Source organism: Sellimonas intestinalis, assembly GCF_001280875.1.
GTDB lineage: Bacteria > Bacillota > Clostridia > Lachnospirales > Lachnospiraceae > Sellimonas > Sellimonas intestinalis.
In genome coordinates this window covers 1-6030 of the sequence record NZ_LGAJ01000029.1, presented here as the reverse complement: position 1 = coordinate 6030, position 6030 = coordinate 1, and the positions used below count along the sequence as shown (strand labels likewise).

Below are 6030 nucleotides of genomic sequence, written 5' to 3'. Positions count from 1 at the left end.
CTGTGGCGGTGATGGTAAATCATCCGGTGGAAGCAAAGACGGAAAAGTGGAACTGGTAATGAGTGTGTGGGATTCAGATCAGCAGCCGGTTATGGAAAAAATGGCTGAAGCCTACAACAAGGAACACCCGAATGTGCATGTTACAACTCAGCTTACTACATGGTCTGAGTACTGGACAAAGCTTGAGGCATCTGCAACAGGCGGAAGCGCACCGGACATCATTACAATGAACGTTCTTCATGTGGAAGAATATGCTGACGCAGGAATTCTGCTTGATTTAACAGATGCGGAAAAGGAATCTGACCTGAAAGTAAATGAAAACTTCCCGGCTCCGCTGGTAGATGGATACACAGTAGATGGAAAGCTTTACGGTATTCCAAAAGACTTTGATACAAACGCAGTATTCTACAACAAGGAAATCTTTGATAAAGCGGGAGTGGAATACCCGTCAGACAATATGACATTTGAAGATTTCAAAGCAAAATGTGAAGAGCTGAAAAATGCAGGGCTTCCGGAAGGAACATACCCGACGGCTGTAAACAGAAACTCTGGACAGACAACATATGATGCTTCTGTATTTGCAAACGGAGGATATTTCTTAAGTGAAGGAAATGAAAAATCAGGATGGGATGATCCGAAGACAATCGAAGCAGTTCAGTCCTGGCTTGACCTTGTATCAGAAGGACTTTCTCCGACACTTGACCAGATGGCGGACACAGACCCGGATGCTATGTTCCAGGGCGGACAGCTTGCAATGTACTTATCCGGTAACTATATGATTGCTTCCTATGACAAGACATTGGAAGGCAAATACGGAATCGCTAAGAGACCGACATACAATGGAAAAGATACGGATATCATCAACGGTCTTGCGTTCTCTGTTTCCGCAAACACGAAACATCCGGAAGAAGCAACTGATTTTGCATTATGGCTTGGAAGTGAAGAAGCTCAGAAGATTAACGGAGAAGCAGGCGTATGTATTTCCGCGAGAAATGACTGTCAGCAGTACTTTGTAGACGCACATGAAGGCTTAAACTGCCAGATCTTCCTTGACAATGTAGTAAACGCGGAATTACTTCCACACTGCAAGATTACTTCCCAGCTTGGACAGGTAGAAAAGAAATACCTTGAGCCTGCATGGAAAGGCGAAGTTAAACTTGAGGACGCTTGTAAGTCTGTTGCAGAGGAACAGAACAAGCTTCTTGAAGAAATGAACGCAAAATAATAGGGGCGGTATTGTATGAGCAAAGAAAAAACAAAAGCGATAAAGAAAAAAGCGTCACGCCGTCAGAAAAAGGACTGGATTGCAGCTTATATCTTCATTGCTCCGGTAACAATCGGGTTGTTAATATTTTACGTGTGGCCGTTCATCCAAAACTTCTGGTTCAGCTTTAACGACGTAAATAAGTTTAATATGGCAACTTTTTGTGGCCTGGACAACTACAAAAAGCTCTTTGAGGAACCGGATTTAATGCTAGCCTTAAAAAATACAATTTTGTATGCGGTTATCACAGTTCCGATTGGATTGTTTATATCCTTACTTCTGGCTACGCTTTTGAATTCCAAAATCAAAGGGAAAGGAATTTACAGGACAATCTATTTCCTGCCGTCTATCACAATGGCGGCAGCGGTTGCCCTTGTATGGAAATTGATCTTCAACGGAGATTACGGTATCTTAAATACGGTACTTGAATTTTTTGGAGTAGAAGGAAAAAGATGGCTCACAGATCCGAGCACAGCACTTTTCTGTGTTATGATGGTAGGTATCTGGAGTGGTGCCGGATATAATATGATTATTCTTCTGGCAGGAATGCAGGGGGTATCCAATTCTTACTATGAAGCGGCTGAGATTGATGGGGCAGGACCAGTACAGAAGTTTTTCAAGATTACGATCCCGCTTGTGTCTCCGACGATCTTTTTCGTAACAATCACAGGGCTTATCGGAGCATTCCAGGTGTTCGATACACTCTATATGATGATAGATATTGACAAGAACCCTGCATTTAACGCTGTGAAAACTACAAATGTATTGTTCTATCAAAATGCGTTCACGTATGGATATAAAGGGTATGCGGCGGCAATTTCTATTTTCATGTTCGTAATCATTATGATTATTACCGCAATTCAGTTGTGGGGACAGAAAAAATGGGTAAATTATGATTAGGAGAGGGGGAGAAAAATCGTGAAAACAACAAAAAACAGAAAAAATCTGCTGATACATATTGTGCTCATTGCTGGTATTGCGGTTACTGTATTCCCATTCCTATGGATGATATTTACATCATTTAAGACATTGCCGGAATCTATGCAGATTCCTCCGACGATTCTGCCGGAAAAAATTATCTGGGATTCCTATAAGTACGTGTTTGAGGTGCTTCCGTTTGCTCAGATTTATGTGAATACGATTATCATTACAGTATTGACGGTATTGTTCCAGGTGGCGTTCTGTACAATGGCAGCTTATGGATTTGCAAGAATTGAATTTCCATTTAAGAATGCAATCTTTATTGTATTACTCGCAATCTTAATGGTACCGGGACAGATTTTCCTGATTCCACAGTATTTGATTATTCAGAACCTGGGACTGGTAAATACGTTGCCGGGTCTGTTCCTGCCAAACTTATTCAGTGCGTTTGGTACATTCCTGCTGAGACAGTTCTTTATGTCTTTACCAAAAGAACTTGAAGAGGCGGCTCTGCTGGATGGATGTAACCGTTTCCAGATTTTCGGAAAGATCATGCTCCCACTGGTAAAACCAGGTATCGTAGCGCTTGTGATCTTCACGGCAAGGTTTGCGTGGAATGACTTCATGTGGCCGTTAATTGTCAACACAGATTCTCAGAAGATGACGCTTGCTCCGGCATTGTCACTTTTGAAAGGACAGTATCTGACAAACTATCCGGTTCAAATGGCCGGAGCGGTTATGGCAGTACTCCCGCTTGTAATTGTTTTTATTATTTTCCAGAGACAGTTCATCGAAGGTGTTGCACAGTCCGGTATCAAGGGTTAAACTTGAAAATGTAATTGTTTAAAATGAAAAGGCTGTCGAGATATGAACAGTCCTAAACAGGGGAAGGCGTGACTCAGTTCGGTCACACCTTCCCCTGAAACTTTTTGTTCTAAAGGATTATAAAAAAAAGAGACAATCCAATCGAAAAATCAGGTTTTGGGAAAGCCCGAATTTCGTAGGATTGTCTCTTTCTTGTATGTTAGTGTTTAGGAATCGGCATTATAAAACCATGCCCTAAATGCACTATTTTATCCTTTAATACCAGACTGTGCGACACCCTCAATGAATTGCTTCTGAAAGATGAAGAACAGTACTACCAGCGGAATTACCGCCATAACCGCTCCGGCCATCTGCATCGGATACTCCGTTGTATACTGACCCTGCAAGGTTGCAAGAGCTGGTCCAAGGATCATCTTATCTGTGGACGTATTGACAATCATTGGCCACATAAAGTCATTCCATGCAAATTTTGCCGTAAAAATTACAAGAGCCACGATACCTGGTTTTACCAGTGGGAGCATGATCTTTCCAAAAATCTGGAAACGACTGCATCCGTCTAATACGGCTGCTTCCTCTAATTCCTTCGGAAGAGACATAAAGAACTGCCTCAAAAGGAACGTACCAAACGCACTAAACAGGTTTGGAAGCATCAACGCCGGCAAGGTATCGAGCAATCCCAATTTCTGAACAATCAAATACTGCGGAATCAGGAAGATCGGTCCTGGCACCATCAGCACTGAAAGAATAATCAGGAAAATGATGTTTTTAAATGGAAACTCAATTCTTGCAAAAGCATAAGCTGCCATTGCACAAAAAGCAACCTGTACGGCCGTTGTTACTACTGCGGAAATAATCGTGTTCATATAAACAGTAGCGAACGGAATTGCTGTTACAATTTCTGAATATGCATCTGTTACCCATGCTGTCGGGATAATAGTCGGTGGAATCTGCAGTGCTTCTCCATTTGTCTTAAAGGATGTTAAAATCATCCAGAGGAATGGGAATACAACGATTATTGTACCTGCCAGAAGGATCAGATGCACAATCAGATGATTTAATTTTGCTTTACCTCTCATCTTATCTTTCCTCCTTAATCGTAATTAACCCATTTCTTCTGACCCCACATCTGAACAGCGGTCACTAACATAATGGCTGCAAAAATCAGAATGGAGATTGCCGCTGCATATCCCTTATAACCATAATCGAATGCGGTTCGGTAGAACAACATAACAACCGTTTTGGTACTCTCGTACGCAGGATTTGTTTTTCCAATCATCATAAAGATAACATCGAATACCTGGAAACCACTGATAATTCCTGTAATCATTACAAAGAAAATCGTTGGCGTCAGCATTGGAATTGTGATCTTGAAAAATTGCTGAATCGGTCCGGCTCCATCAAGTGCCGCCGCTTCATAATATGTATTGGAAATGCCCTGCATACCCGCCAAAAGGATAATCATATCATAGCCGACCTTCATCCATAGTCCGACTAACATAATGCAGAACAGCGCTGTATGCGGATCCGTCAGCCATCCATGACCTTCGCCGCCAACTGCGCGAATTCCACTGTTAAGTATACCCATCTGCTCATTGTATATCCATTTCCATACCATCGCTACGGCTGCCGCCATCGTTACAGAAGGCAGGAAATATAATGTTCGATAAATGGATTTCCCTTTGATCTTCGCATTCAAAAGCGAAGCGATCAAAATGGAAAGAAATAATCCAACTGGGACGGTAAATACAACATATTTCAAGGTTGTTCCGAGCGATGCCCAGACTTCTTTATCGCTTACCAATTGTTTATAATTTTCAATTCCGTTAAACGTCGCTACATTAAACTTATTTACATCGTTAAAGCTAAACCATACGTTCTGGATAAATGGCCAGATATAAAATACCAGAAGACCTATTGTAACTGGCGCGATAAAAATATAGGCCGCAATCCAGTCCTTCTTCTTCCACGAAAGGCCCTTTTTAGAGCCTTTCGTTACTGCTTTCTTTTCAGACATTTTTATTATCACCTACACTTATTCTGCGAGTAATGCATCAGCTTCTTGTTTTAACTGTGTGCATGCCTCTTTCAGGGTCATCGTTCCATCATAAGCCTGTTTGATATACTGTGCCTCTAAATCATACAGTTCGGCTGCTTTGTTGCAAACCGGAAGTGGATAAGCTTCATCTGCATGATTCGTATAAGCTGCCAAATTGTATTTGTCGTTTGCTTCTGCGAAGCAGTGCTGAGCATCTGTTCTGGCGGAAATAACCACACCTGTTTTGCCCTGGATTTCCTGAGCTTCAGAGCTTCCAAGCCAAATCGCAAAATCTGTAGCTGCGTCTTTGTTCTTAGAACCTTCGAATACACAATATGCAAGACCATTGATAACATTATCTTCTTTGCCATTGAATGTCGGGATCTCTACACAATCAATCTTATCTTTGATTGTTTCATTGGCTGCATATTCCGGAACGATATAGGAGCCAGCGAAATTCATCGCAATCTGCTCGCCTTCAAACATTGCATCCGGAAGTTTGTCTTTCAGTTCTGTCGCAAGAGCTACCAGATCATCGTAGGACATATCGTCTGTCGGGTAAGCAACACCAGCTTCGTCGAACATTTCCTTGTTGTACCATAATGCGTTTGTATCGAAATCTTTCGGTACACCATAGTTCTTGCCATCACGTACATAGTTGTTAAGTAAAGTTTCGGAATAACTGTCCGGAATATCGGAATCCGCTACTGCGTCTGTCAGATCCGCAAGGATACCGCCCTCTACATATGCATCAAGGTGAAGTACATTTACCCAGAATACGTCAGGAGCCTTTCCTCCAGTTGCAGAAGTTTCCAGTTTTGTAAAGTAATCTTTGTATGGCGTCAACTGGATTTTGATAGTTACATCATCATGCTCTTTTTCATAAGCTTCTACCATCTGCTCCATAGCAGGTCTCTGGTTTTCACCCCAGATACCAAAGGTGATTTCTGTCTTTCCACCGGAAGATTTACCATCACCGCCACAG

Annotated in this window: 6 protein-coding genes; 3 read left to right on the top strand and 3 right to left on the bottom strand. The window is 42.0% G+C overall.

Translation table 11 applies throughout. The features are described from left to right. From AOA56_RS15985 to AOA56_RS15380, 3 genes are all read left to right on the top strand, one after another. Positions 1–1225, top strand: a 1225-nt coding sequence (locus tag AOA56_RS15985) for an ABC transporter substrate-binding protein (RefSeq protein WP_053770038.1), incomplete at its 5' end; no start/stop codon positions are given. A 15-nt stretch (positions 1226–1240) separates the two neighbouring features. Then, positions 1241–2164 (top strand): carbohydrate ABC transporter permease, encoded by a 924-nt coding sequence (locus AOA56_RS15980; protein ID WP_048621101.1) that lies wholly within the window; start codon positions 1241–1243, stop codon positions 2162–2164. Between the two features lie 18 nt (positions 2165–2182). Beyond that, positions 2183–3010, top strand: coding sequence for a carbohydrate ABC transporter permease (locus tag AOA56_RS15380; protein ID WP_024733789.1), 828 nt, complete (start codon positions 2183–2185; stop codon positions 3008–3010). 248 nt (positions 3011–3258) lie between these two features. On the opposite strand, the gene AOA56_RS15375 is transcribed toward AOA56_RS15380, so the two are convergent. The 3 genes from AOA56_RS15375 to AOA56_RS15365 form a co-directional block, all read right to left on the bottom strand. Further along, positions 3259–4086, bottom strand: a complete 828-nt coding sequence (locus tag AOA56_RS15375) for a carbohydrate ABC transporter permease (protein ID WP_053770037.1) — start codon at positions 4084–4086, stop codon at positions 3259–3261. A 14-nt stretch (positions 4087–4100) separates the two neighbouring features. Next, positions 4101–5024, bottom strand: a complete 924-nt coding sequence (locus AOA56_RS15370) for a carbohydrate ABC transporter permease (protein WP_053770036.1) — start codon at positions 5022–5024, stop codon at positions 4101–4103. 18 nt (positions 5025–5042) lie between these two features. Further along, a partial coding sequence (locus tag AOA56_RS15365; protein ID WP_053770035.1) for an ABC transporter substrate-binding protein occupies positions 5043–6030 on the bottom strand: 988 nt, incomplete at its 5' end.